Raw genomic sequence first — 23,173 nt, 5'->3', positions numbered from 1 at the left:
ATTGGATACGGGGCTGGGCGCGACGATGGAATTCCTGAGATCGGTCGTGCCCTTCCACCCGGCACCGATCATTGCCGGCGAAAAGGTCATCCTGCGCGCGCCGACCATGGCCGACTATCCGGCCTGGTCCAGCCTGCGCGAGGAGAGCCGGAATTTCCTGATGCCCTGGGAGCCGATCTGGCCGTCCGATGACCTGACGCGCCCCGCTTACAGGCGTCGTCTCCGGCGCTATCAGCGTGAAATGCACGAGGCGACGGGCTATCCCTTCCTCGTCTTCAAGGCTGAGGGGCTGACGCTGGTCGGCGGCTTGACGCTCTCCCACATCGTGCGCGGCGTCACGCAATCCTGCTCGCTCGGCTATTGGATGGGCGCGCCTTATGCCGGCCAGGGCCTGATGGGCGCGGCCGTCAAAGCGATCATGCCGTTCGTGTTCGAGACGTTGCGGCTGCACCGACTGGAAGCGGCCTGCCTGCCGCACAACGCCGCTTCCATCCGCCTTCTCGAAAAAGCCGGATTTACACGCGAGGGCTATGCTCGTCGTTATCTCTGCATCGAGGGACGCTGGCAGGATCACCTGCTCTTCGCCATCGTCAGCGACGATCCACGGCCCTGAAGCGAGATATACGATTTCCACGGCCCGCCAATTGCCGCGCGGGCGATCACACTCATTACCGGGGCGAAAAACCCTTGGACTGGCATGCCGTTGAATAGTAACTCTCAACGGCCTGTAGGAGGTTTGTTTGTCGCTTAACCGTATCGTCGCAGCGATCGGTATCGTGCTTTTTGCGCTCGCGGGATCCGCATCTCGTGTCGAAGCGCTGGACGCACTGACCGTGCCGCTCGACGGCAAGACCCTCGATCTGACCAACGCTGTCGACTTCGCGTCGCGCGACCCCTCCGATCGTGTCCAGGTTTCGACCGCGCCCGGCGCGGACGGCATTGTGCGCCGAATCGAAGTGCGCGCGAACGGAGCCGGTGGAACCTCCTACTGGGCCTATTTCGCGCTCACCAATAATGGCGACGAACAGATCGATCGTCTGCTGGTCGCGCCGCATTTCCGATTGGCCAATTCCGGCCTGCTCATTCCCGATCTAGGTGCTTCGCGCATCGCCACGGTGACCCCGAGCCAGGGGTTCGCGCCGGAGCGACAGCAGAGCCAGGAAGCCGACGTCTTCCGCATAACGCTCGACCCCGGCGCCATCGTGACCTTCGTGATCGAGCTCAGGACGCCGGTCCTGCCGCAGCTCTATCTCTGGGATCCCGACAACTACAAGGACGCGATCAACAGCTACACGCTGTATCACGGCATCGTCCTCGGCATTTCCGGCCTGCTGGCGCTGTTCCTCACCATCGTCTTCGTGGTGAAGGGCACGGCCATGTTCCCGGCGACAGCCGGTCTCGCCTGGTCGGTGCTGATCTATCTCGCGATCGATTTCGGCTTCTGGAACAAGGTGATCCAGATCGCGCCCGGCGACGACAAGATGTGGCGCGCCTTTGCGGAGGTGCTGCTTTCGGCGGCGCTGCTGATCTTCACCTACACCTATCTCAATCTGAACCGATGGCATGTGCGCTACAGCCACGCCACCATCGCCTGGCTCGTCGGCCTCGTGATCCTGCTCGGCGTCGCGGTGTTCGAGCCCGGCATCGCGGCGGGCGTCGCACGGCTTTCCTTCGGCCTGACCGTCACGCTCGGCTTCCTCGTCATCATCTATCTTTCGCTGCATCATTATGATCGCGCGATCATGCTGATCCCGACCTGGATTCTCCTGATCGTCTGGATCGCCGGCGCCTATCTGACCGTCACCGGCACGCTCGCGAATGACGTGATCCAGCCGGCGCTGAACGGCGGCCTGGTGCTGATCGTGCTGCTGATCGGGTTCACGGTGATGCAGCATGCGTTCGCCGGCGGAACCATCGCGCAAGGCGCCATCGGCGAGACGGAGCGGCGCGCCCTGGCGCTGACCGGCGCGGGCGACATCGTCTGGGACTGGGATGTCGCGCGCGACCGCATCTTCACCAGCGCCGAGGCCGAGGAGTTGCTGGGCCTCAAGCACGGCACGCTGGAAGGACCCGCGCGCGACTGGCTCGATGTGCTCCACCCCTCCGACCGCGACCGGTTCAAAGCCACCCTCGACGCCGTCATCGAACAGCGCCGTGGCCGCATCTCGCAGGATTTCCGCCTGCGCTCTGAAGATGGCCATTATCGCTGGTTCCATCTGCGCGCCCGGCCGGTGCTCGGCTCGGATGGTGAGGTTCTGCGCTGCGTCGGCACGCTGCTCGACGTCACCGAAGAGCGGACCTCGGAAGAGCGGCTGTTGCACGACGCCGTGCACGACAATCTGACGGGACTGCCCAATCGCGAGCTCTTCGTCGATCGCCTCGCCATGGCGATGACGCGGACGCAAACGGAAGGCGCGCCGCGCCCGTCCGTCTTCCTGCTCGACATAGATCGCTTCAAGCAGGTCAATGACGGTTTCGGCCTTTCAGTCGGCGATTCGATGCTGCTGACCGTTGCGCGCCGCCTCGCACGCCTGCTCAAGCCCCAGGACACGCTCGCCCGGCTCGCCGGCGACCAATTCGCCTTCCTTCTGATTTCGGAGAACGAGCCCGAACGGATCGCGGCCTTCGCCGATTCGGTCCGCCGGACGCTGCGCGCGCCGATCTCGTTCGGCGACAAGGAAATCTTCCTGACCGCCTCGATCGGCATCGCCATGTATGATGCCAAGCAGTCCGAAGCGATCGAGATGGTCAAGGATGCCGAGATCGGCATGTATTACGCCAAGCGCCTCGGCGGCGACCGCATCGAAGCCTTCCGGCCGGCGCTGCGCCAGCATGGGGCCGACACGCTGACGCTGGAAGCGGATCTTCGCCGCGCCATCGGCCGCGACGAAATCAAGGTTCTGTACCAGCCGGTAGTGCGCCTCGAAGACCGCACGATTTCGGGCTTCGAGGCTCAGGTGCGTTGGGATCACCCGAAGCATGGCCGCATTCCGTCGGCGGAGTTCATCCCGCTGGCCGAACGCAGCGGGCTGATCATTCCGCTCGGCCTCTTCGTGCTCGACCGGGCGGCGAAGCAGCTTTCCGACTGGCAGGAACAGCTCGGCCGCGACGTGCCGCTCTTCGTCTCGATCAATATTTCGAGCCGGCAATTGCTCCGTCACGACCTGATCAACGATGTGAAATCGGTGCTCTCGCGCTCGCCGCTGCAACGCGGCTCGCTGAAGCTGGAGCTCTCCGAAAGCCTCGTCATGGAGAACCCCGAATATGCCGCGCAAGTGCTGGCGCGCGTCCGGGAACTCGGCGCCGGCCTGTCGCTCGATGATTTCGGAACGGGCTATTCCTCGCTCTCCTACCTGCAGCGCTTCCCCTTCGACACGCTGAAGATCGACCAGAGCTTCGTGCGCGGCCCGGCGGCCAAGCAGAAGCGCGTCATCCTGCGTGCCATGATCGGCCTTGCCCACGAACTGCACATGGACGTGGTCGCCGAGGGCGCGGAGACGGAGGACGACGCGCTCGATCTCTACGATCATGGCTGCGAATTTGCGCAGGGCTTGCTGTTCGGCCAGCCGATGACGGCCGTCGATGCCGGCAAGCTGCTCTTCCGCGAGGAAGAGGCGCTGATCGCGTAGAGCGTCAGCCGGATTTGGCGGGGGTGTTCCGGGCGCCCCGCTTGACAGCGCCCTGCCCCGTCCCTCTATTCCCGGGCAGGCGATATTGATCGAAGCGACCATGACAGAAGCGACGAAGCCTCCGCTGGATATCCTGCTCTGCGCGCCGCGCGGCTTCTGCGCCGGTGTCGATCGTGCGATCCAGATCGTCGAGCTGGCGCTGAAGAAATTTGGCGCGCCGGTCTATGTCCGGCACGAAATCGTCCATAACCGCTATGTCGTCGACGGTCTCAGGGACAAGGGCGCGGTCTTCGTCGAGGAATTGACCGAGATCCCCGATGACGGACAGCCCGTCGTCTTCTCGGCCCATGGCGTCCCCAAATCCGTGCCGGAAAATGCGCGTTCCCGGCAGATGTTCTTTCTCGACGCCACCTGCCCGCTCGTCTCCAAGGTCCACAAGGAAGCGCAGATCCATTTCAAGCGCGAGCGCGAGATCGTGCTGATCGGCCATGCCGGCCATCCCGAGGTGATCGGCACGATGGGGCAGTTGCCCGAGGGCAGCGTCACGCTGCTGGAGACGGTCGAGGATGCGCTGGCCTTTACGCCGAAGGATCCGGAGCGGCTCGCCTTCATCACGCAGACAACACTTTCGATCGACGATACGGCGGCGATCGTGCGCGTCCTGACCGAGCGCTTTCCCTCGATCACGGCGCCGCACAAAGAAGATATCTGCTACGCGACGACCAATCGACAGGAAGCCGTGAAGCGGATCGCCGGCCAGGTCGACGCCATGATCGTCGTGGGCGCGCCGAACTCGTCCAATTCGCAGCGTCTGCGCGAAGTGGCCGAGCGCGAGGGATGCCCGGTCTCGATCCTGATTCAGCGCGCCTCGGATATAGACTGGTCGCGGCTTGACGGCATCCGCAGCGTCGGCGTGACGGCAGGCGCGTCCGCGCCGGAAATCCTCGTCGAGGAAGTGATCGACGCCTTCGCGGCGCGCTATGCCGTCAAGGTCGAGCTCGTCCAGAATGCGGAAGAGACCATAGCCTTCAATCTGCCGCGCGAATTGCGCCTTTCCGCAGCCGAGTAGCACCCGATCCATGGCCGTCTATACCGAGATCGCAGACGACGAACTCGACCGCTTCATCGCGGGTTACGACATCGGCGCAATTCTCTCCGTCAAGGGCATTGCCGAAGGCGTCGAGAACTCGAACTTCCTCATCGTGACCGAGGCCGGCCCACACATATTGACGCTCTATGAGAAGCGGGTCGATCCGAACGACCTCCCCTTCTTCATCGGCCTCATGGACCATCTCGCCGCCCGGGGACTGACCTGTCCGCAGCCTGTGCGCAACAGAGCGGGCGAGGCTCTCGGCCGGCTGGCAGGTCGTCCCGCCGCAATCGTGACCTTTCTGCAGGGCATGTGGATCAGGCGGCCGCGCGTCGAGCATTGCGCCGCCGTCGGCGAGGCCTTAGCGCGGTTTCACATTGCCGGCGAGGGTTTCGCGCTGACACGCCGCAATGCTCTTTCCGTCGATAGCTGGCGACCGCTCTTCGATCGATCCGCCGGTCGCGCCGACACGGTGCTGCCGGGGCTCGCGATCGATATTGCGAGAGAACTCGACCAGTTGGAGGCCGCCTGGCCGACGGATCTGCCCAAGGGCGTGATCCATGCGGATCTTTTTCCCGACAATGTCTTCTTCCTGCGCGACAGGCTTTCGGGACTGATCGACTTCTATTTCGCCTGCAACGATTTCCTCGCCTATGACGCGGCAATCTGCCTGAACGCATGGTGCTTCGAACCGGACGGGTCGCTGAACGTGACCAAGGCCAAGGCCCTGCTCGGCGCCTACGCCAAGGTGCGCCCCTTCACGGACGACGAGCTCCGCCTGTTGCCGATCCTGGCGCGCGGCTCGGCGCTGCGCTTCCTGCTCACCCGCCTCTATGACTGGCTGAACGTGCCGCCGGGAGCGCTGGTGGCGCCGAAGGATCCGCTCGAATATCTGAAGAAGCTGCGCTTTCACCGCACGGTGCAGGATGTCGGCGCATATGGATTGAACATTTGACCGAAGAAAACAGCGTGACGATCTGGACCGACGGGGCCTGTTCCGGCAATCCCGGCCCCGGCGGCTGGGGCGCGATCCTGATCTATGGCGAAAAGCGGATGGAACTGAAGGGCGGCGCGCCCGACACCACCAACAACCGCATGGAGCTCACCGCAGCGATCGAAGCGCTCGATGCGCTCAAGCGCCCGTGCACGGTCGATATCCACACCGATTCCCAATATGTGAAGGGCGGGATCACCGGCTGGATCCATGGCTGGAAGAAGAACGGCTGGAAGACGGCCGACAAGAAGCCGGTGAAGAATATCGACCTCTGGCAGCGCCTGGACGAAGCGCTGAAGCGCCACAAGGTGAACTGGCACTGGGTCAAGGGCCATGCCGGCAACGAGGCCAATGAGCGCGCCGACGAACTAGCCCGCGAGGGCATGGCGCCGTTCAAGCCGAAGAAGCGGACCGTCGCAGCAAGCTGATCGCACAGTCCTTCGCAACGAATGGCCAGCCAGGTAACCGGCCGACCATTCGTGCCATATCCGCTCGTCTATCAGAGCATTTCGAGCGCGGCGGCCGCGCCGGAAACCGTGACGCCGCCCGGCGCGTCCTCGATATTGAGGGCCGAGACGACGCCGTCATCGACGATCATCGAATAGCGCTTCGAGCGGAGGCCGAGCCCACCCGCCGTCAGGTCGATATCGAGTCCGATCGCCTTGGTGAAAAGGCCCGATCCGTCCGCCAGGAAGAGGATCTTGTCCTCGCCGCCCGAGGCCTTGGCCCAAGCGCCCATCACATGATGATCGTTCACCGAAACCACGGCGATCGTGTCGACGCCCTTGGCCTTGATCGCGGCAGCCTGCTCGATATAGCCCGGCAAATGGTTCTTGTGGCAGGTCGGCGTGAAAGCTCCCGGCACGGCGAAGAGCACCACCTTCTTGCCAGCAAAGACATCCGCCGTTGTCTTTTCCACGGCCCCGTCCGCCGTCATCACGCGGAACTTGGCCTCGGGCAGGCGATCGCCGACCGAAATCGTCATCATGTCACTCCGTCAATCTGTGCTGAGCGTGTTGGGAAGGGTCTGGTGAGAAGGAAGACTAGGGCGAAGCTACTGCGCCGTCGAGCTTGAAGGCGCGCGTTGTAGCGGCGCCACCTTCCGTCAAGGTGAGTGCGATCTGAGCGTCGTCAATCGGAGTGGTCGCGCTCTTGCGATCGACCGTAAAGCGGTAAGTCGTCCTGCCATCCTGGCTGCCTGTCGCCTTGGGCGGCGCGGGATACCAATCCGGCGGCGTCTCGACGAACAGTACCCCTTCGGCGCCGCTGCCGGTTGTGGCGACCACCTCGAATTCGGGCAACGCATCGGTGCCGCCGACCCGCTTCAACGCGTCGATCTCGAACGAACCCGGGCGCCCGGGCCCCGGCACAGCGGCGCGCGCCGCGGCGATCAGGTCCGCCGCTTCCGCGTCTTTCTCGCCTGATGGAACGTCGATGTTCGCGACCATCGAAACCGGCACGCACACCTCTTCACAGACGCCGAGATCGGCCTTGAGCACGAGGTTCAGTGCCTCGGCGGGATTGGCGCCTCGAAAGCGAACGGGCAGCACGACGCGGTTGTGATAGACATTGGTTGCGGCAAAGCCGTCATCGTCGCGCTCGGGAGCCGGGAAATCGACGGCCGGATCGGGCGCGTTGACCGAGCCGGCAAAATCAAGGCGCGGCGGGATGCCGGCATCGCCGGGCGAGCGCCAATAGGTCTTCCAGCCCGGATCGAGCACGATCTCGATCGCGGCATCGACCGTGCCATCAGGCGCGGGAGCCGAAGCGATCAGGCGCATGCGGGCATGATCGCCGTCAACCCAGTCGCCGATCGCGGCGGAGGCCAGCGGCGCACCTAACAGAAGCAGTGCGAAGGAAAGCGGAAGGCAGGATGAATGATGCAGCATGGGCGGCACGCTAGCCGCGTCGACGCGCAATCACCAGAGTTGCCGGCCCGGAGATGATCATTTGTTCGTGTCTGCACGGCCTTTCCTTTTCGTGGCGCCGTGCTACGCTTTTAACCATGAGCGAACGCAGACATGGCAAGACTGCCGACAGCAGCTATCTCGACGGGCAGTTCCTGATTGCCATGCCGAGCATGGAAGACGATCGCTTTGCCCGCTCCGTGGTCTATGTCTGCGCGCATTCCGACGAAGGCGCGATGGGCATCGTGATCAACCAGCGTGTCCCGCAGATCGACTTCGCCGATCTCCTGGTTCAGCTCGACATCATCCCGGAGGGGATCGAGATACGCCTGCCGGATGCCGCCAGTCGCATGATCGTTCAACGTGGCGGTCCCGTCGAAACCGGGCGTGGCTTCGTGCTCCACACGGCCGATTATTTTGTCGAGAACTCGACGCTGCCAATCGACGAGAACATCTCGCTGACCGCGACAATCGAGATCCTGAAGGCGATTGCGCTGGGTTCGGGTCCTGAAAGCGCCATGCTGGCGCTGGGCTATGCCGGCTGGGCGCCGGGCCAGCTCGAAAACGAGATCCAGGCCAATGGCTGGCTCCATTGCGATGCGCGGTCGGATCTGATCTTCGATTCCGATCTCGAAACCAAATATGTCCGTGCGCTGGCGCTGCTCGGCGTCGATCCGGCCATGCTGTCGGGAGAAGCCGGCCACGCTTGAGGCGGCCGGCTCCTCGCATCGCTACTCCTTGCCGGGCTCGGCTTCGAAGGCCAGAAACTGCGTGATCTGGCTGTCATTGAAATTGTTGTCCGAGACGAAGACGAGACTGCGATTGCCGTCGGGGAGCGTCGGGCCGAAGCTCATCCCCTCCAGATTGTCGACGTGGCCGAGTTCCGGCAGCTTGGAGAAATCGAGCACGAGGCGCTTCTTCATCGGCTGGTACGCGGCGCCCGCGAGCGCGTTGATACCCGATACATCGGTGGCGCCGGTCGTATCGGCTTCATAGAGGCGGATATACATCTTCCAGACGCCATCAGCGCCTTCGACCCCCGAACGCTCGAGCACGAGCAGCCGGTGGTCGTCCAGCGCCAGGATTTCGCTGACGCCATTGTCGCCGTTCTTGCCCGCGGGCTTGGCCTGGATCGGATCGACCGGATAGGCATATTCGGCAAGCATCTCGCCGGCCCGCCCGATATGAATGATGCGCGCCATCGTACCGGCCTCGACCGTCGCGATCGGGCCATCCTGGTAGAGGGCCGACTCCATGCCGACCCAGACCGACTTGGCATCCGGCGCGAAGCTCAAGCCTTCGAATGTGAGGTTGTGGCGGGCGCCGAGTTCCTGGTCCTTATGGACCTGGAACAGATCGGGCATCGGTACGCTCGCAACGGCCCGCCCCTCCGGCGTCACGATGTTCAGGAAGGGCGAAAGGCCGAGCTTGCGATCGCCCTCGCTGGTCCACCAGATATTGCCGGTTTCCGGATCGACCCGAAGCGCCTCCGGGTCTGGAACGACCCCGCCCGCCTTGGCATTCGGATAGGCCGTTCCGTCGCCCTGGCGGAAGGTTACGGCCTTCTTGAGGTCGATGGCAGTGAAAGCGTTGGAGCCATAGGTCAGTGCACCGACATAGAAGCGCGCGGGCGCCTTATCGGACTTGTCGTCGCTGATGATCGACCAGAGACCAGTCTTGGCATCGTAGTCGATGCCCGAGAGGCCGCCGACGAGCGTGCCGTCGACGGTGGCATCATTCGGCACCGTCACCGCTCCGATGAAGCGGAGCGCGCCGACATCCGTCGAATCGGCGGCCAGGGCAAGGCCCGGCGCAAGCGCCAGGGCGGCGACGCAGGCCAGATGGGTCAGTTTGATCATGATGGGAGCCTCCGATCGGTCCAAGGTGGCCGGATCAGACAATGGAGCCGTTACAGCGCTATGACGAAGCCGGCGCGCAGACCGATCTAGCGCCGACCGCGCAGAACACCGCGCGCATAGGCGATGAACACGGCGACCAAGGCGAAGGCGAGGCCGAACCAGGTCACCACATATTGCAGGTGATTGTTCGGGAAGATGATGGTCGTCTCGCCACCCTGCGGCAGGCCGCCAATATTGGGTGTCGCGTCCGCGTCAATCGAATAGGGCGCGACTTCGGCCGCCGGGAGGCCGGACGCGCGGGCGAACAAGGACGGCTCGCGCGCAAACCATTGATCGTCCCTGCTGATGCCATCGCCGAACCAGTGCGACGGCCTCTCGGGGCGCCGGAGCAGCCCCGTCACCGTAACATGCCCTTCGATCTGGCCTGCCAGACGCTTGGCCGGCAGGCGGTTCGCATCCGGCACGAAGCCGCGATTGACATAGACGATCCAGCCAGCATCGGTCCTAAACGGGGTGAATACCCACCACCCGACTCCGCCGACGGGCCCGCGCGGCTCCGACAGCGAACCGTAGAGATAGGCTTCCCTGTCGTTCAGGAAGCTTCCGGAGACGGAAACGGGCGTGTAGTCGAACGCCGCAAGATCGAGCTTCGGCCAGTCTGACGGACCGGGTGCTGCGACCGGAGCATCGTGGATGCGGCCGTTCACCTGCGCGATCAGCGCTTCCTTCCAGTGCAGGCGACGCCATTGCCATGCACCAAGCGAACAGAGAAGCGCGAAAACGATGATCGCCGCAATCGTCGGGGCGATCAGGCGCGATGCCGGAGAGCACACGCTGGGTGCCGGCATGGCCTCAGTTCCCCTCCAGGCGTCCCTGCTCAGCCTTGGTGCGATACTGGATTCCGACCATCAGCCCCTTGAGCGGCCGCAACATGCCCAGTGACAATCCCAGAATGAGCGGCAGCCAGAGGATGATGTGGACCCAGAATGGCGGCTGGAAGGTGAACTCCACATAGAGCGCCAGAAAGGCGACGATGAAGCCCACGATCAGGATGATGAAGACGGCCGGGCCGTCCCCCGAATCGATGAAAGCGAAATCGAGCCCGCAATTCTGGCAGCGCGGCTGCAGATCGAGAAAGCCCTTGAAAAGCCGACCCTGGCCGCAGCGCGGACAAAGCCCGCGCATACCGGTCGTGAGCGGAGACAGCGGCGGATAATGCGCCTTGTCACGATAGGCTGGCGCTGGTGTCGTTTCACCAGAGGCCGCGGTCTCGCTCGGGTCGGTCGTCATCACTCAGCCTTCCGGAAAGCTGTGACGGGCGTACCGGAGCACAGATCAGTTCACATGCGAGCCGACCCCGCATCAGCGGGGCCGGTCAGTTGACCGCCTCAGGCGGCGTGGATCGGCGCGCCCCATCCACCCCAAACATAGATGGCGAAGAACAGGAAGATCCAGACCACGTCGACGAAATGCCAGTACCAGGCCGCCGCCTCGAAGCCGAAATGCTCCTTCGGGGTGAACTGGCCAGCCAGAGCGCGCAGCAGGCAGACGATCAGGAAGATCGTGCCGATGATGACGTGGAAGCCGTGAAAGCCGGTCGCCATGAAGAAAGTGGCGCCGTAAATGTTGCCGCCGAACGAGAACGCCGCATGGGTGTACTCGACCGCCTGGACGCAGGAGAAGATCACGCCCAGCACGACGGTGCAGATCAGGCCCCATTTCAGGCCTTCCCGGTCATTGTGCAGCAGCGCATGGTGCGCCCAGGTGACCGTGGTGCCCGATGTGAGCAGGATCAGCGTGTTGAGAAGCGGCAGGTGCCAGGGATCGAAGACTTCGATGCCCTTCGGCGGCCAGTGACCGCCGGTGAAGTCGTAACGCGCCACATTCTGCGCTTCGCCCGCGAAGAGGCTCGCGTCGAAGAAGGCCCAGAACCAGGCGACGAAGAACATCACCTCGGAGGCGATGAAGAGGATCATGCCGTAGCGCAGGTGCAACTGCACCACGCGGGTGTGATAGCCCTCCTGGCCCTCCTTGATCACGTCGGTCCACCACGCTGCCATGGTGTAGAGGACGATCAGAAGGCCGGGCGCAAGCCAGAGCAAGGAAGCGCCGTGCATATAGGAAATGCCGCCGATCGCCATGGCGAAGGCACCGAACGAGGCGATGAACGGCCACGGACTCGGATTGACGAGGTGGTAGTCGTGGTGCTTGGCGGCGTGGGCTTCAGCCATCGAGATGCTCCCCGGTCCTTCTTAAAGCGGTTTTTGCGAGTTGGGCGACGTGTTGGCGGCGACGGGCGCCGAACTGGCCGTGGCACTCGGAAAGAACGTGTAGGACAGCGTTATGGTGTCCGTGAAACGATTGTCTGGATCATTGGCCATGGCCGGATCGACGAAGAACGTCACCGGCATCTCAACGCGTTCACCCGGCTTGAGCGTCTGCTCCGTGAAGCAGAAGCAGGCGATCTTGTTGAAGAACTGACCCGCCGATCCCGGCGTCACATTGAACGTCGCCTGTCCCGTCGCCACGCGGTTGGTACGGTTTTCAGCGACGAAGTTGACCTTCCGGATCTCGCCCAGACGGATCGTCACCTGACGCTCCTCGGGCCGGAACGCCCAGCCGATGCCATTGGCAACATTTGCGTCGAAGCGCACGACGACGGTGCGGTCGATCGCCTGGGCGGGCGGCGCCTCGGCCCTGCGCGTGGTACCGCCATAGCCGGTGACCTGGCAGAACATCTGGTAGAGGGGCACCGCCGCGAAGGCGGCGCCGAGCATCGCCGCGCCGAAGACGGCACAGGCTGCTGCGGTGACACCAAGCGTGCGCTTCGCGCTCATCCGGTCCTCACAAGGGTCGGTTGGCGATGACGCCGGGGCCCATCTTGACGATGGTCACGACGTAGAACAGGACGACGAGTGCGCCCAGAGCCAGCCCGATGGCGATCGAACGCGCACGCCGGCGACGCTTCTGGACTTCCGTCAGTCGGATGCCGTCTTCAGCCATGCTCATCTCCCTACACGGCCCAGCCGATGAGGCTGATGCAGCGCTCGACGAGAAGCATGGCAAACAGCAGGAACAGATAAAGGATCGAGAATGCGAACAGGCGCTTGGCCGGAAGCATGGCCTGGTCGCTATCCTTCATCCGGTAGACGCGGATCGCCAGGATAACGAAGGCGAGACCCAGGACCGACGCGGCCACGCCATAGGCGAAGGATGCAAAGCCGAGGATCGTCGGCAGCACGCCGATCGGCGCCAGGATCAGCGAATAAAGCAGGATCTGGCGGCGCGTTTCGGCGAGGCCCGAGACAACCGGCAGCATCGGGATGCCGGCGCGGCGATAATCGTCCGACTTGAACATCGCCAGCGCCCAGAAATGCGGCGGCGTCCACATGAAGATCATCAGGAAAAGGACGATGCTCTCGAAAGAGACCGAACCAGTCACCGACGCCCAGCCGACGACCGGCGGGAACGCGCCAGCCGCGCCGCCAATGACGATGTTCTGCGGCGTCCAGCGCTTCAGCCACATCGAATAGATCACGACATAGAAGAAGATCGTGAAGGCGAGCAGCAGGCCGGCAACGAGATTGACGAAAAGCGCGAGGAGCGTGACCGAAAAAGCCGCGAGCGTCAGCCCGAACGCGAGCGCCTCACCCTTCGTGACACGTCCCGACGGGATCGGGCGGCCGCTGGTGCGCTTCATGATCGCGTCGATATCGGCGTCGTACCACATGTTGAGCGCGCCCGACGCCCCTGCGCCGACCGCAATGCAGAGCAGCGCCGTGAAGCCGAGCACCGGATGAATGCCGCCCGGCGCCATCATCATCCCGACGAGAGCCGTGAACACGACGAGCGACATCACGCGCGGCTTCAGCAGCGCGATATAGTCGGACGGGCTGGCCAGATTGCCAGCCTCCGCATCGACACGGTCGAGATGAATATCAGACATTCAGCCTACCAGTTGTGAAGAGGGCCGGGTCGTCCCGGCCCCGTTCTCGTTGATTGCTCAGTGCTTGGTGTCGCCGATGCGCGGCAGCACTTCCCACTGATGGAAGGGCGGCGGCGACGAGAGCTGCCATTCGAGCGTCGTGGCGCCCTCACCCCAGGGATTATTCGGTGCCGGGACCTTCTTCAGGAAGGCGTCGATGACGCCATAGAGGAAGATCAGCACGCCGAGAGCGGAGATGTAGGAGCCGATCGACGAGACGAAGTTCCAGCCCCAGAGCGCATCCGGATAGTCCGCATAGCGGCGCGGCATGCCGTCCATGCCGAGGAAGTGCTGCGGGAAGAAGACCAGGTTCACGCCGATGAACATGACCCAGAAGTGCAGCTTGCCGATCGAGTCATTGTACATGTAGCCGAACATCTTCGGGAACCAGTAGTACCAGCCTGCGAAGATGGCGAACACGGCGCCGAGCGACAGCACGTAATGGAAGTGCGCGACGACGAAGTAGGTGTCCTGGTAGGAGCGGTCGAGGCCGGCATTGGCGAGCATGACGCCCGTGACGCCGCCGACCGTGAACAGGAAGATGAAGCCGATGGCCCAGAGCATCGGCGTCTTGAACTCGATCGAGCCGCCCCACATCGTGGCGATCCACGAGAAGATCTTCACGCCGGTCGGGACCGCGATCACCATGGTCGCCGCCACGAAATAGGCCTGGGTCTCGAAGGAGAGGCCGGTCGTGTACATGTGGTGCGCCCACACGATGAAGCCGACGACGCCGATCGCGACCATGGCGTAGGCCATGCCGATATAGCCGAAGATCGGCTTCTTCGAGAAGGTCGAGACGATGTGGCTGATGATGCCGAAGCCGGGCAGGATCAGGATGTAGACTTCCGGATGACCGAAGAACCAGAACAGGTGCTGGAACAGGATCGGATCGCCGCCGCCATCGGGCTTGAAGAAGGTGGTGCCGAAATTGCGGTCGGTCAGCAGCATGGTGATCGCACCGGCGAGAACCGGCAGCGACAGCAGCAGCAGGAAGGCCGTGACGAGCACCGACCAGGCGAAGAGCGGCATCTTGTGCAGCGTCATGCCCGGAGCGCGCATGTTGAAGATCGTGGTGATGAAGTTGATCGCGCCGAGGATAGACGACGCGCCCGAAATATGCAGCGCCAGGATCGCGAAATCGACGGCCGGACCCGGCTGGCCCTCAGGACCCGAACCCGAGAAGGGCGGATACATCGTCCAGCCGCCGCCGACACCGTGCTGGCCCGCCGCGCTCGGCATGAACAGCGAGATGACGAGCAGCAGGATCGAGGGCGGCAGCAGCCAGAACGAGATGTTGTTCATGCGCGGGAACGCCATGTCCGGCGCACCGATCATGATCGGGACGAACCAGTTGCCGAAGCCGCCGATCATCGCCGGCATGACCATGAAGAAGATCATGATCAGACCATGCGCGGTCGTGAACGTGTTAAAGACGTAGGGATTGCCGAAGATCTGCAGGCCAGGCTGCTGCAATTCCATGCGGATGGCGATTGAAAGCGCACCGCCGATGATGCCCGATATGATCGCGAAGATCAGGTACATCGTGCCGATGTCTTTGTGATTGGTCGAATAGACCCATCGACGCCAACCAGTCGGATGGTGGTCGTGCGCGGCGTGAGCAGCCTCTGCAGCCATGATCGGCTCCCTTCCCTATCGTAACGGCGTCACGATGCGCGCATCGGAGCCGGTCAATTCACGCTTGTCGAGCCGGGATTACCGGCTCGCGACGTCCACGGTCGTTGCCGCAGCGGCCGTCTTGGCCGCGTCCTCGTCGATGGCGGCCGCGAGCGTCTTGTAGGCACCCGGCAGATCGGTCTTCGCTGCCGTGACCCAGGCCTGGAACTGCTCGGGCTTCACGACGCGGATAGCGATCGGCATGAAGGCGTGGCTGATGCCGCAAAGCTCGGAGCACTGGCCGTAATACACGCCCTCGCGCTCGGCCTGGAACCAGGTCTCGTTCAAGCGGCCGGGGATCGCGTCGATCTTGATGCCGAAGGCCGGCAGCGCGAAGGAGTGGATCACGTCGGCGCCGATGACCTGCATGCGCACCACCGTGCCGACCGGGACGATCATCTCGTTGTCGACCGCCAGCAGGCGCGGCTGCTTGGCCGGATCGGTCCGCTCGCTGTCCTGCAGCATCGTCGAATCGAAGGCGACGCCGCCATTATCGGGATATTCGTAGTTCCAGTACCACTGCAGGCCGGTCGCCTTGACGGTCAGGACCTTGGCCGGATCGTAGTCCTTCAGGATGCGGCCCGGATCTTCCTGGGCGAAAAGCAGCGAGAAGGAGGGAACCGAGATCGCGATCAGGATCATGATCGGCGCGACCGTCCAGATCACCTCGATCAGCGTGTTGTGCGAGGTCTTGGACGGCACCGGGTTCGCCTTCGCATTGAAGCGAACCATGACATAGATCAAGAGCGCCAGCACAACGAGGACTACAGCTACCATCGCAATGACGATGCCGATGTTGAACCGGTTGATCATTTCCATGATCGGTGAAGCCGGCTCCTGCAGCCACATAGCCCAAGGCGTGGGCTGCGCAGCGCTGGCCGTGCCGGTCAGGCCAGCCAACATGGCTCCGCCAAGCGCCAGCCCCGATACGAGACGCGTCATAGCCTTCGTCACGTCCTCACTCCCCTTCCATCGTTCGCGGCACGAGCCTGTCACCATGAAACCGGCGCCTCAGCCTCCGTTGCGCCATTTTCCGCAACAGTATAGGCGGAAGAGGTTCCACTTCCACGCGGTGATTTCGGTCGCGGCCGAATATCGCCGAGTGAAACCACATGGCCCTTTGCCTCGCAACGGCGGATCGTGAGAAATGATGCGGCAAATCGCGCTCGATTGCGCCCGGGCCGCCGGTTTCCGCGATCCGTGGATTGCGGATCATGGGTATAGGATACGGTCGGCCGAGGCCGAGAAACCGAGGAGATGATCAGGTGAAGGCTCAATTGTTGTTCCATCGTGTCGCCGGCCCTGTCCGGCGATTCGCATGGGTAGCCATGGCCCTCTTCGCGCTTCTTCTGCCCGCCGCCGGACCGGCGGCGGCACAGGGTGTCTCGAAGGGCATGCATGGAGACTGGGAGACGCGCTGCGACAAGCCGCCGGGCGCCCAGGAAGAAATCTGCTCCATGATGCAGTTCGTCACCGCCGAGGACCGCGACAATGTCGGGCTTTCGGTGATCGTTCTGAAGACGGCGGACAAGAAATCCAAGGTGATGCGCGTGCTGGCGCCGCTCGGCGTGCTGCTTCCCTCGGGCCTCGGCCTCAAGATCGACCAGAACGAAATGGGCCGCGCCGGCTTCGTGCGCTGCCTGCCGGATGGCTGCCTCGCCGAGGTCATCCTCGACGACGACCTGCTCGGCAAGCTCAGGAACGGCAAGACCGCGACCTTCGTGATCTTCCAAACGCCTGAAGAGGGTATCGGCATCCCGATCTCGCTGAACGGCTTCGGGCCGGGCTTCGACGCCCTGCCCTGATCGAGCGAACGGAGAACGAGCAGCATGGCCCGCATCGAATCGATCCAGTCCCTGCGGGCCATCTATGGCGAGCCAATGGGCCGCTCGGTTGCCAAGCAACTCGACCATATCGACAAGCATTGCCGTCGATTCATTGAGCTTTCGCCGTTCCTGATCATTGCGACACAGGGCGTCGATGGCTATGGCGACGCGACGCCGCGCGGCGACCATCCGGGATTCGTGACGGTCTCCAATGATACGACGCTGATCATCCCCGATCGTCCGGGCAACCGCCGCCTCGATTCGCTCTCCAACATCGTCGAGCGGCCTGGCATCGGCCTGATCTTCCTGATTCCGGGCGTCGACGAGACGCTGCGCGTCAACGGCACCGCCATCATCGACGACGACCTCGCCTTGCGCGCGGCGCATAGGGCGGATGGCAAGGTGCCGGCGACGGTCCTCGTCGTCACCGTCAAGGAAGCCTATCTGCAATGCGCCAAGGCGCTGATGCGCTCGAAACTCTGGGCGGATGAAAGCCGGATCGATCGCGCAGCGCTTCCGACCATGGGCGAGATGCTCAAGGACCACACGCGCTCGAACGAGCCGCCGGAATCGCAGGACGCGATGGTCGAGCGCTACGCCCGGCAGCTCTATTGAGCCGGATCCGGAAGCGGGCGCGCTCTCGCCGATCATGATTTGCCGCCTGCCGGGGGTGCGAAACGGATTGCGCTTCCTTATCTTTCCTGTTGCGTTTCATTACCCCGGAGTTGCCTTTCATGGCCGAAGATCAACATTCCGTTCTCGCGCGCGCCGGCCTCGACCGTGACGAGGCTGAAGTCGTCGTCGCCGAGGCGCTGGCCGGTGCCGATGACGGCGAGCTCTATCTCGAATATGCGCAGTCGGAAGGCCTGGTCTTCGACAATGGCCGCCTCTCCGGCGCCAGCTACGATACGCGCCAGGGCTTCGGTCTCCGCGCCGTCTCGGGCGAGGCGGTCGGCTATGCGCATGCGGGCGAAATCTCGCTCGATGCGATCCGCCGCGCCGGCGAGGCCGTAGCCTCCGTGAAGGGCGGCCGCTCGGGCACGCTCGCGGCACCGCCGGCCGGCACCAACCGCGTGCTCTATACGGACGAAAACCCGCTCGGCAGTCCCTCCTTCGCCGAGAAGGTGACCCTGCTCGAGCAGATCGATGCCTATGCCCGCGCCAGGGACCCGCGCGTTCGACAGGTCAGCGCCTCGCTCGCCGGCTCGTGGCAGATCGTCGAGATCCTGCGCCCGGATGGCGTCTATCGCCGCGATATCCGCCCGATGGTCCGCGTCAGCGTCTCGATCGTCGTCGGCGATGGCGATCGGCAGGAGCAGGGTTCGTTCGGCATGGGCGGGCGCGAGGGCTTCGGCCAGTTCGTCGCCACGGATCGCTGGCACTATGCCGTGGACGAAGCGCTGCGCCAGGCGCTGGTGAACCTCGATGCCGTCCCCGCACCGGCCGGAACCTTCGATGTCGTGCTCGGCCCCGGCTGGCCCGGCGTCATGCTGCATGAAGCGGTCGGCCACGGCCTCGAGGGCGACTTCAACCGTCGCGGCGAGAGCGCCTTTGCCGGGCTGATGGGCCAGCAGGTTGCGGCCAAGGGCGTGACGGTCGTCGATGACGGCTCGATCATGGACCGCCGCGGCTCGCTCTCCTTCGACGACGAAGGCACGCCGACGCAATCGACCACGCTGATCGAGGACGGCATCCTCGTCGGCTACATGCAGGATCGGCAGAACGCGCGGCTGATGGGCATGAAGCCGACCGGCAATGGCCGGCGCCAGTCCTATGCCCATGTGCCGATGCCGCGCATGACCAACACGATCATGAAATCCGGCCATCACCAGCCGGACGAGATCATCGCCTCGGTCAAGGACGGCCTCTACATGGTCTCCTTCGGCGGCGGGCAGGTCGACATCACCTCGGGCAAGTTCGTCTTTTCCTGCACCGAAGGCTACCGGATCGAAAACGGCAAGATCGGCGCCCCGGTCAAGGGCGCGATGCTGATCGGCAACGGGCCCGAAGCGATGCGCCGCGTCTCGATGGTCGGCAACGACATGGCGCTCGACCTCGGCATCGGCACCTGCGGCAAGAGCGGCCAGGGCGTGCCGGTCGGCGTCGGCCAGCCGACGCTCCGGATCGACCAGATCACGGTCGGCGGCACGGCGACCTGAGCCGCCGGGGACGGCCTGCATGCAGAGCCCTTTGCGTGCAGGCCCCTATCCGGGTCCGGCACCGCCATGCAGCGCATATTCGACACGCGGCGCGTGGCCGAAGAGTTCCTTATAGGCGCGGCTGAAGGCCGCTTCGGAGACATAGCCGACGCGCAGGCCGATCTCGCCCACACGCGCATCGCGCCTCGACAGCATGTCGCGCGCCAGGCCCAGCCGCCATTCGTTCTGATAGCGCAGCGGGGAACGCCCGACGAGCGCGGTAAACCGCTCGCAGAAGCTCGAGCGGGACATGCCGGCGATGGTGGCCAGAACGGGAATGCTCCATCGCTGCATCGGCTTCTCATGGATCGCCTTCAAGGCGCGGGCGATGCGTGCATCGGAGAGCCCTCCCAACCACCCAGAGGAATGACCCTGCTGCACCCAGCTGCGTAGCGTGCGGATGACGACGAGGTCGATCAGCCGCGAAATCATCAGAGCCGCGCCCGGCTGAGCGTCGATCGTCTCGATCAGGAGGAAATGCGAGATCCCGTCGGTCCATCCGTCAGTTTCGGCGCGCCGGATATGGATGAGCGGAGGCAATGCCATGACCATGCCGCGAAGGCTCTCGGGATCGAACCAGAAGCGGCAGACGACGACCGTGGCCGGCTGATCGGCCGCCGAAACCCGAAACGCGCCGCAGCCCCGCGGAAACAGCAGCAGATCGCCGGTCGCGATCGTGACCGGCGGCTGGTCGTGGCCCTCCAGATACAGCGTGCCGGCCGTGACGACGGCGATATTTGCCTCGTCGGACGCGACATCCAGCGCATCCCCCGCCGCAACCTCCTGCGCCACGACGTGATCGCCGGTCAAACGTATCTGCGCCAGCACGTGGGACAGGAGGTCTCCGGACACGGCGCCTCGCGGCTCTTCCGGATGAATGATCAAGTTTTCCAGCGAATCCATCATGGCTGATCGGAGCCTTCAAGCGGTAAACAGTCGGCGAGGAAGCACGTAACTACCTGTTAATACGTAACTTCCTCAAGACAAAAAGCAATTGACCCGATCGCTCGGCGCGCCTCGGCAATTTACCGATCTTCCGCGCCCCTGGCCAAAAGGACATTCTGATGAACCGGCAGACTTCTCTGAAACCCACGGCTCTCGCCGCATCCCACTGGCTGAGGTCGTATTATTTCACCCGCGCGGGCGTCTCCATTGCATGGGTGGCGGCGGCGTTCACCGTCGGACGAACGATGCCACCGATCGCGGCGGCGCTGCTGGTCGCCTATCCGGCCTGGGATGCGGTCGCCAATCTGGTCGACGCGCGGCGCAGCGGCGGTTTGAAGGCCAATGCGAGCCAGGCGCTCAACGTCGCGATCAGCGGGCTCACCGCCGTCGCCGTTGCGGTCACCCTTGGGCAAAGCCTCAACGCGGTGCTCGCCGTCTTCGGCGTCTGGGCCATTCTCTCCGGCCTGTTCCAGCTGGCCACCGGCGTGCGGCGCTGGAGAGACGGTGGACAATGGGCGATGGTCCTGAGCGGCGCGCAGTCGGCGCTTGCCGGCGGCTTCTTCATCAAGCGCGCAACGGATGCCGGCATTCCGGGCACTGCGGATATCGCGCCCTATGCCGCGTTCGGAGCGTTCTACTTTCTCGTCTCGGCAGTTTGGCTGACGGTGAAGCTGGCGCGAAACCCAAATCCAAGCGCTCAGGGATAAAGGCGCTCGCGCTCCCACGAGCCCTGCCCCGGCTCGGCACGCCGGAAGACGACGCGGTCGTGCAGGCGGAAGGCGCCGTCCTTCCAGAACTCGATCTGGATCGGCCGGATGCGGAAGCCTGACCAGTGGGGCGGGCGGGGCACGTCACCGAGCGGATAGCGGGCGGCGACCACGGCCACCGCCTTCTCGAGGGCGAAGCGCGATTCGAGCGGGCGCGATTGCTGGGAAGCCCAGGCGCCGAGGCGGCTATGGCGCGGCCGGCTCGCGAAATAGGCATCGGCCTCCTGCGCGGTGACGAGTTCGACCGGACCGCGTATGCGAACCTGGCGGCGCAGGCTCTTCCAGTGGAACAGCACGGCGGCTTTTCGGCTCGCCAGGATCTCACGGCCCTTGGCGCTCTCATAATTGGTGTAGAAGACGAAGCCGTGCTCGTCGAAATCCTTCAGCAGCACCATGCGCACGTCGGGGAGCCCATCCTCGTCGACGGTGGCCAGTGCCATGGCGTTCGGATCGTTCGGTTCGGACTTCTCCGCCTCGAGCAGCCAGGCAGCCATCAAGCCGAACGGATCGGCAGATTCAGTGAAGTCACTCATCGTTAATCATCTTTTCCGATGCTGTCCCGAGGCTTCTGCCCAGGGACCACTCATGCCGCGACCGGACAGACATATATCGAGCGCGCGGCCCATGGCCAGACGGGGCATCGTATGATTCGGGTGCCGGCCGTCATCTTCTGCACGGCGATGCTCGCCGGATGCGGACTGACGCCCTCCGGCGCCGATCTCGACATGACCACGACCGGCTCGATCGCGCCTGCGGCCGCGCCGGAAAAGCCCTCCATGCCACCGACCCAGCCGAACGTCGTCGAGGCGGTGGCACCATCCGACTGGGAGCGCATTCGCCTCGTCGCGTCGACCAGCCTGGTCGGCCTCCCCAATGGCGGCGTGATCGACTGGACCAACCCCGATACCGGCTCCAACGGGACCATCTCTCCCCTGCTCGCGGCGCGGAACGAGCCCGACGGCCGCAATTGCCGTGCGTTCGCACTTACTGTCAGCGACATTCGTGGTATCAGGCGCTATCGCGGTGATGCCTGTCGCGCGACGGACGGCATGTGGCAGCTCTTCGACGTGACGCCGGAGGACAGCGCGCTGCTCTGAAACGCAGATTGAGTGTTCCGCATCTCTGGATTCTATTCCTAGGCGTACCTATTTGAGGATGAGTTCCGGGCTTTCGAGCCGGAATGAATCCTGCCCTTCGAGGGGGTTTTTATGCGCGATCCATATGAAGTGCTCGGCGTCAGTCGGACGGCGAGCGAGGCTGAGATCAAGAAGGCGTTTCGCCGTCTCGCCAAGAAACTGCATCCCGACAGCAACCAGAACGATCCGAAAGCTCAGGACAAGTTTGCCGAGCTGAACTCGGCTCATGAAATCATCGGCGACAAGGACAAGCGGGCGCAGTTCGACCGCGGCGAAATCGACGCCGAAGGCAAGCCGCGCTTTCAGGGCGGCGGCTTCGAGGGCTTCCAGGGCTTCGACCCGCGGACGGCCGGCGCGGGCGGCGGGCGCACATTCCGCTGGTCGTCCGGCGGCGGTGGCGCCGGCACGGACGACATATTGAACGATATTCTCGGCGGCTTTGCCGGCGGCCAATCCGGATTCAGCGGGTTTGGCGGCATGGGCGGAGGCCGGCAGGGCGGGGCCAGGCCACGCAGCCGCGGCGAGGATCTTTCGGCGACCGTCGCCGTGACGCTGGAGCAGATCTTCCGGCAGGAGAAGGTGCGCGTAGACCTGCCGACCGAGAAGACGGTGGAAATCGCCGTCCCGGCCGGCACGCGGTCGGGCCGTGTCATCCGCCTGCGCGGCCAGGGCTGGCCGAGCCCGGATGGCGGGCCTGCAGGCGACGCGCTGGTCACGATCGAGTTCGTTCCGCACCCGCTCTTCAAGGTCGAAGGCGACACGCTGCGGCTCGAGCTGCCGGTCACGCTCGACGAAGCCGTGCTCGGCGCGCGTGTCCGCGTTCCCACGCTCACCAGCGCCGTCACCATGACCATTCCCGCCGGTTCGAGCGGCGGCCGCGTCATGCGCCTCAAAGGCAAGGGCCTGCCGACGACGGTGGGCGGCCATGGCGACCTGCTCGTCGCGCTCAGGATCGTGCTGCCGGAAACGATCGATCCAGAACTCGAGACGCTGATGCGGCGTTGGCAGGAAGAGAAGCGCTATCAGGCGCGGGGACCCGAATTCGAGGTCTAGGGGATTTGAGCGAACATCCGTTCGCTCGAGATCGCCGCGCTCTTCGTTCCGATCGCCCTCTTCCCGCGAACCGCGACCCTGGCCGCCCGAGATGGTCTGGCGGCCAG

Annotated in this window: 25 protein-coding genes; 12 read left to right on the top strand and 13 right to left on the bottom strand. The window is 64.2% G+C overall.

Annotation, left to right across the window (positions count from 1 at the left end; all coding sequences use genetic code 11):
* Positions 1-25 precede the first annotated feature (25 nt).
* From QO014_RS22330 to rnhA, 5 genes are all read left to right on the top strand, one after another.
* Complete coding sequence (locus QO014_RS22330) at positions 26-613, top strand: GNAT family N-acetyltransferase (RefSeq protein ID WP_266350974.1); 588 nt, start codon at positions 26-28, stop codon at positions 611-613.
* 127 nt (positions 614-740) lie between these two features.
* On the top strand, positions 741-3,629 hold the full coding sequence (locus QO014_RS22325; RefSeq protein WP_266350973.1) for an EAL domain-containing protein: 2,889 nt from the start codon (positions 741-743) through the stop codon (positions 3,627-3,629).
* A 100-nt stretch (positions 3,630-3,729) separates the two neighbouring features.
* Positions 3,730-4,698 carry a 4-hydroxy-3-methylbut-2-enyl diphosphate reductase gene (gene ispH / locus QO014_RS22320; protein WP_266350972.1) on the top strand — a complete coding sequence of 323 codons (969 nt, stop codon included), beginning with the start codon at positions 3,730-3,732 and terminating at the stop codon, positions 4,696-4,698.
* Positions 4,699-4,708: 10 nt separating this feature from the next.
* Entirely contained in the window at positions 4,709-5,674 is a 966-nt protein-coding gene (locus QO014_RS22315) for a homoserine kinase (RefSeq protein WP_266350971.1), read from the top strand.
* A complete protein-coding gene (gene rnhA, locus QO014_RS22310; protein WP_266350970.1) occupies positions 5,671-6,141 on the top strand; it encodes a ribonuclease HI in 471 nt (156 codons plus the stop codon). Before QO014_RS22315 ends, rnhA begins: the two co-directional genes overlap by 4 nt.
* Before the next feature lie 71 nt (positions 6,142-6,212).
* On the opposite strand, the gene QO014_RS22305 is transcribed toward rnhA, so the two are convergent.
* Both QO014_RS22305 and QO014_RS22300 read right to left on the bottom strand, forming a co-directional pair.
* Entirely contained in the window at positions 6,213-6,698 is a 486-nt protein-coding gene (locus tag QO014_RS22305; RefSeq protein ID WP_266351167.1) for a peroxiredoxin, read from the bottom strand.
* A gap of 58 nt (positions 6,699-6,756) precedes the next feature.
* On the bottom strand, positions 6,757-7,602 hold the full coding sequence (locus tag QO014_RS22300) for a protein-disulfide reductase DsbD domain-containing protein (RefSeq protein ID WP_266350969.1): 846 nt from the start codon (positions 7,600-7,602) through the stop codon (positions 6,757-6,759).
* 116 nt (positions 7,603-7,718) lie between these two features.
* Here QO014_RS22300 and QO014_RS22295 point away from each other — a divergent pair, with 116 nt between their 5' ends.
* Positions 7,719-8,330, top strand: a complete 612-nt coding sequence (locus QO014_RS22295) for a YqgE/AlgH family protein (protein WP_266350968.1) — start codon at positions 7,719-7,721, stop codon at positions 8,328-8,330.
* Between the two features lie 21 nt (positions 8,331-8,351).
* On the opposite strand, the gene QO014_RS22290 is transcribed toward QO014_RS22295, so the two are convergent.
* The 9 genes from QO014_RS22290 to coxB form a co-directional block, all read right to left on the bottom strand.
* Positions 8,352-9,479, bottom strand: coding sequence for an esterase-like activity of phytase family protein (locus QO014_RS22290; RefSeq protein ID WP_266350967.1), 1,128 nt, complete (start codon positions 9,477-9,479; stop codon positions 8,352-8,354).
* Between the two features lie 86 nt (positions 9,480-9,565).
* Positions 9,566-10,327 (bottom strand): SURF1 family protein, encoded by a 762-nt coding sequence (locus tag QO014_RS22285; RefSeq protein WP_266350966.1) that lies wholly within the window; start codon positions 10,325-10,327, stop codon positions 9,566-9,568.
* 4 nt (positions 10,328-10,331) lie between these two features.
* Positions 10,332-10,769: a DUF983 domain-containing protein gene (locus tag QO014_RS22280; protein WP_266351166.1), complete on the bottom strand. Its 438-nt coding sequence runs from the start codon at positions 10,767-10,769 to the stop codon at positions 10,332-10,334.
* Positions 10,770-10,867: 98 nt separating this feature from the next.
* A complete protein-coding gene (locus tag QO014_RS22275) occupies positions 10,868-11,710 on the bottom strand; it encodes a cytochrome c oxidase subunit 3 (RefSeq protein WP_266350965.1) in 843 nt (280 codons plus the stop codon).
* A 21-nt stretch (positions 11,711-11,731) separates the two neighbouring features.
* A complete protein-coding gene (locus QO014_RS22270; protein WP_266350964.1) occupies positions 11,732-12,316 on the bottom strand; it encodes a cytochrome c oxidase assembly protein in 585 nt (194 codons plus the stop codon).
* Between the two features lie 7 nt (positions 12,317-12,323).
* Positions 12,324-12,488: a cytochrome c oxidase system small membrane protein gene (locus tag QO014_RS22265; RefSeq protein ID WP_503128679.1), complete on the bottom strand. Its 165-nt coding sequence runs from the start codon at positions 12,486-12,488 to the stop codon at positions 12,324-12,326.
* A 4-nt stretch (positions 12,489-12,492) separates the two neighbouring features.
* A complete protein-coding gene (locus tag QO014_RS22260; protein ID WP_266350963.1) occupies positions 12,493-13,425 on the bottom strand; it encodes a heme o synthase in 933 nt (310 codons plus the stop codon).
* Between the two features lie 57 nt (positions 13,426-13,482).
* On the bottom strand, positions 13,483-15,102 hold the full coding sequence (gene ctaD, locus QO014_RS22255; RefSeq protein WP_266350962.1) for a cytochrome c oxidase subunit I: 1,620 nt from the start codon (positions 15,100-15,102) through the stop codon (positions 13,483-13,485).
* Between the two features lie 78 nt (positions 15,103-15,180).
* Positions 15,181-16,083, bottom strand: coding sequence for a cytochrome c oxidase subunit II (gene coxB / locus QO014_RS22250; protein ID WP_266351165.1), 903 nt, complete (start codon positions 16,081-16,083; stop codon positions 15,181-15,183).
* Positions 16,084-16,469: 386 nt separating this feature from the next.
* Between coxB and QO014_RS22245 the strand changes: the two genes are divergently transcribed.
* The 3 genes from QO014_RS22245 to tldD all read left to right on the top strand — a co-directional run bounded on the left by QO014_RS22245 (position 16,470) and on the right by tldD (position 19,126).
* A complete protein-coding gene (locus tag QO014_RS22245; RefSeq protein WP_266350961.1) occupies positions 16,470-16,946 on the top strand; it encodes an invasion associated locus B family protein in 477 nt (158 codons plus the stop codon).
* A gap of 24 nt (positions 16,947-16,970) precedes the next feature.
* Positions 16,971-17,582, top strand: coding sequence for a pyridoxamine 5'-phosphate oxidase family protein (locus tag QO014_RS22240; protein ID WP_266350960.1), 612 nt, complete (start codon positions 16,971-16,973; stop codon positions 17,580-17,582).
* Between the two features lie 119 nt (positions 17,583-17,701).
* Positions 17,702-19,126, top strand: a complete 1,425-nt coding sequence (gene tldD, locus QO014_RS22235; RefSeq protein WP_266350959.1) for a metalloprotease TldD — start codon at positions 17,702-17,704, stop codon at positions 19,124-19,126.
* A 45-nt stretch (positions 19,127-19,171) separates the two neighbouring features.
* Here tldD and QO014_RS22230 read toward each other — a convergent pair whose 3' ends face one another.
* Complete coding sequence (locus QO014_RS22230; RefSeq protein WP_266350958.1) at positions 19,172-20,071, bottom strand: AraC family transcriptional regulator; 900 nt, start codon at positions 20,069-20,071, stop codon at positions 19,172-19,174.
* Positions 20,072-20,229: 158 nt separating this feature from the next.
* On the opposite strand from QO014_RS22230, the gene QO014_RS22225 reads away from it, so the two are divergent.
* Complete coding sequence (locus QO014_RS22225; RefSeq protein ID WP_266350957.1) at positions 20,230-20,817, top strand: DUF308 domain-containing protein; 588 nt, start codon at positions 20,230-20,232, stop codon at positions 20,815-20,817.
* Here QO014_RS22225 and pdxH read toward each other — a convergent pair.
* Positions 20,808-21,410 (bottom strand): pyridoxamine 5'-phosphate oxidase, encoded by a 603-nt coding sequence (pdxH, locus tag QO014_RS22220; RefSeq protein ID WP_266350956.1) that lies wholly within the window; start codon positions 21,408-21,410, stop codon positions 20,808-20,810. The genes QO014_RS22225 and pdxH overlap by 10 nt on opposite strands.
* A gap of 111 nt (positions 21,411-21,521) precedes the next feature.
* Between pdxH and QO014_RS22215 the strand changes: the two genes are divergently transcribed.
* Both QO014_RS22215 and QO014_RS22210 read left to right on the top strand, forming a co-directional pair.
* A complete protein-coding gene (locus tag QO014_RS22215) occupies positions 21,522-21,974 on the top strand; it encodes an RT0821/Lpp0805 family surface protein (RefSeq protein WP_266350955.1) in 453 nt (150 codons plus the stop codon).
* Between the two features lie 111 nt (positions 21,975-22,085).
* Entirely contained in the window at positions 22,086-23,066 is a 981-nt protein-coding gene (locus QO014_RS22210; protein WP_266350954.1) for a DnaJ C-terminal domain-containing protein, read from the top strand.
* The last annotated feature ends 107 nt before the right edge of the window (positions 23,067-23,173 follow it).

The sequence above is a fragment of the Kaistia dalseonensis genome (assembly GCF_030814715.1).
Classification (GTDB): domain Bacteria; phylum Pseudomonadota; class Alphaproteobacteria; order Rhizobiales; family Kaistiaceae; genus Kaistia; species Kaistia dalseonensis.
This window is presented reverse-complemented; position numbering and strand designations above follow the sequence as displayed.

Excerpts from the sequence above, each read along its gene's own strand:
- QO014_RS22300 (WP_266350969.1), bottom strand. The coding sequence starts at position 7,602 with ATGCTGCATCATTCATCCTGCCTTCCGCTTTCCTTCGCACTGCTTCTG.
- QO014_RS22270 (WP_266350964.1), bottom strand. The coding sequence starts at position 12,316 with ATGAGCGCGAAGCGCACGCTTGGTGTCACCGCAGCAGCCTGTGCCGTC.
- QO014_RS22315 (WP_266350971.1), top strand. The coding sequence starts at position 4,709 with ATGGCCGTCTATACCGAGATCGCAGACGACGAACTCGACCGCTTCATC.
- QO014_RS22245 (WP_266350961.1), top strand. The coding sequence starts at position 16,470 with ATGGCCCTCTTCGCGCTTCTTCTGCCCGCCGCCGGACCGGCGGCGGCA.
- coxB (WP_266351165.1), bottom strand. The coding sequence starts at position 16,083 with ATGACGCGTCTCGTATCGGGGCTGGCGCTTGGCGGAGCCATGTTGGCT.
- QO014_RS22210 (WP_266350954.1), top strand. The coding sequence starts at position 22,086 with ATGCGCGATCCATATGAAGTGCTCGGCGTCAGTCGGACGGCGAGCGAG.
- QO014_RS22295 (WP_266350968.1), top strand. The coding sequence starts at position 7,719 with ATGAGCGAACGCAGACATGGCAAGACTGCCGACAGCAGCTATCTCGAC.
- QO014_RS22305 (WP_266351167.1), bottom strand. The coding sequence starts at position 6,698 with ATGACGATTTCGGTCGGCGATCGCCTGCCCGAGGCCAAGTTCCGCGTG.
- QO014_RS22260 (WP_266350963.1), bottom strand. The coding sequence starts at position 13,425 with ATGTCTGATATTCATCTCGACCGTGTCGATGCGGAGGCTGGCAATCTG.
- QO014_RS22265 (WP_503128679.1), bottom strand. The coding sequence starts at position 12,488 with ATGAGCATGGCTGAAGACGGCATCCGACTGACGGAAGTCCAGAAGCGT.
- QO014_RS22280 (WP_266351166.1), bottom strand. The coding sequence starts at position 10,769 with ATGACGACCGACCCGAGCGAGACCGCGGCCTCTGGTGAAACGACACCA.
- QO014_RS22225 (WP_266350957.1), top strand. The coding sequence starts at position 20,230 with ATGAACCGGCAGACTTCTCTGAAACCCACGGCTCTCGCCGCATCCCAC.
- QO014_RS22275 (WP_266350965.1), bottom strand. The coding sequence starts at position 11,710 with ATGGCTGAAGCCCACGCCGCCAAGCACCACGACTACCACCTCGTCAAT.
- QO014_RS22230 (WP_266350958.1), bottom strand. The coding sequence starts at position 20,071 with ATGATGGATTCGCTGGAAAACTTGATCATTCATCCGGAAGAGCCGCGA.
- ctaD (WP_266350962.1), bottom strand. The coding sequence starts at position 15,102 with ATGGCTGCAGAGGCTGCTCACGCCGCGCACGACCACCATCCGACTGGT.
- QO014_RS22290 (WP_266350967.1), bottom strand. The coding sequence starts at position 9,479 with ATGATCAAACTGACCCATCTGGCCTGCGTCGCCGCCCTGGCGCTTGCG.
- tldD (WP_266350959.1), top strand. The coding sequence starts at position 17,702 with ATGGCCGAAGATCAACATTCCGTTCTCGCGCGCGCCGGCCTCGACCGT.
- QO014_RS22285 (WP_266350966.1), bottom strand. The coding sequence starts at position 10,327 with ATGCCGGCACCCAGCGTGTGCTCTCCGGCATCGCGCCTGATCGCCCCG.
- QO014_RS22330 (WP_266350974.1), top strand. The coding sequence starts at position 26 with ATGGAATTCCTGAGATCGGTCGTGCCCTTCCACCCGGCACCGATCATT.
- pdxH (WP_266350956.1), bottom strand. The coding sequence starts at position 21,410 with ATGAGTGACTTCACTGAATCTGCCGATCCGTTCGGCTTGATGGCTGCC.
- QO014_RS22240 (WP_266350960.1), top strand. The coding sequence starts at position 16,971 with ATGGCCCGCATCGAATCGATCCAGTCCCTGCGGGCCATCTATGGCGAG.
- ispH (WP_266350972.1), top strand. The coding sequence starts at position 3,730 with ATGACAGAAGCGACGAAGCCTCCGCTGGATATCCTGCTCTGCGCGCCG.
- QO014_RS22215 (WP_266350955.1), top strand. The coding sequence starts at position 21,522 with ATGATTCGGGTGCCGGCCGTCATCTTCTGCACGGCGATGCTCGCCGGA.